This window comes from Oleiphilus sp. HI0043, assembly GCF_001634935.1.
In genome coordinates this window covers 1-1457 of record NZ_LWEY01000285.1, presented here as the reverse complement: position 1 = coordinate 1457, position 1457 = coordinate 1, and the positions used below count along the sequence as shown (strand labels likewise).

Annotated in this window: 2 protein-coding genes; one reads left to right on the top strand and one right to left on the bottom strand. The window is 44.5% G+C overall.

What is annotated here, in order from left to right:
* Window positions 1-1302, top strand: a 1302-nt coding sequence (gene murJ / locus A3729_RS04150) for a murein biosynthesis integral membrane protein MurJ (RefSeq protein ID WP_082882001.1), incomplete at its 5' end; no start/stop codon positions are given.
* A gap of 32 nt (window positions 1303-1334) precedes the next feature.
* Here the strand turns inward: murJ and A3729_RS04145 are convergent.
* Window positions 1335-1457 (bottom strand): Fe-Mn family superoxide dismutase (locus A3729_RS04145; protein WP_231877332.1); only part of this gene is annotated, 123 nt, incomplete at its 5' end.

Below are 1457 nucleotides of genomic sequence, written 5' to 3'. Positions count from 1 at the left end.
GTCAGGCAGTTGGTTAACTCGGTTGCAGGTGTGTTGGGGCTGGTATTACTACTTATTACGGCTTTAGCGGTCATGGGCGCTCCATGGCTAACGGCTTTGTTTGCTCCGGGTTTTCTTGAGGATACAGAAAAATATAACCTTGCCAGCGATATGTTGAGGATAACCTTTCCCTATTTGCTGTTGATCTCTTTGACCGCTTTTGCTGGTTCAATATTGAATAGCTATGGTTACTTTGCGATACCCGCTTTTACACCTGTTTTGCTTAACTTGGTGCTCATATCAGCGGCGCTTTGGTTAACGCCGTTATTTACAGAGCCAGTCATGGGCTTGGCATGGGGGGTCTTTATTGCAGGCCTGATACAGCTGTTTTTTCAGTTTCCCTTCTTGATAAAAATGGGCTTGATGCCTCGGCCACGCCTGGATTATCGTCATGAAGGTGTTCGACGTATTTTTATACTGATGGTTCCAGCACTATTTGGTGTTTCTGTAAGCCAGATTAATCTGTTGCTCGATACAGTGTTAGCGTCATTTCTACAAACAGGAAGCGTTTCTTGGCTTTATTATTCGGATCGTTTAGCTGAGTTGCCTTTGGGGATTTTCGGTATTGCCATTGCGACAGTGATTTTACCTAGTTTGTCTCGAAAGCATAGCAGTCAGTCTCACAAAGCTTTTTCTGACACGCTGGACTGGGCTATACGGATAGTTCTGTTGATGGGCGTTCCGGCAGCTGTTGCTTTGATTGTTCTTGCTGAACCTTTGGTGACGTCGCTATTTTATTACGGTGCATTAGAGCAACGCGATGTCTATATGTCGGCAATGAGCTTACGTGCCTATGCCTTAGGGCTCTTGGCATTTATGTTGATTAAGGTCTTGGCTCCCGGGTACTTTTCAAGACAAGATATGAAGACGCCTGTAAAGATTGGCATATGGGCGATGTGTGCCAACATGGTTTTCAATTTGATTCTGATCTGGCCTTTGCAACATACAGGTTTGGCATTAGCGACAGCGCTTTCGTCTTGGATGAATGCTTTGTGGCTTTTGAGTGGCTTAGTGAAGCGTGATGTTTATCATAGAAGCGAAGGTTGGGCTTTATTTGTGCTGCGGATAGTTGTTGCTGTTGTTGCGATGGTGTTGGCGGTTTCCTGGATGAATGTTGAAACCGAAATTTGGTTTGATATGAGTGTTTGGGAGCGAATAACTAAGTTGCTAGCTTTGGTTGTCGTCGGAATCGTTTCTTATTTTATCGTTTTGCTATTAAGTGGGATGAAGCTAAGAGCTTTGGTTAAAGGCTTGGGAGATTGAACCTCCTTAGTCACTAAGGAGGTTCAGAAGAATTATGCTGCTAGGTTTGCTGCAACAAATTCCCAGTTAACCAGCTTCCAGAACGCTGTCAGGTAGTTCGGACGAACATTACGGAAGTCGATGTAGTAAGCGTGTTCCCATAGGTCAACAGTTAG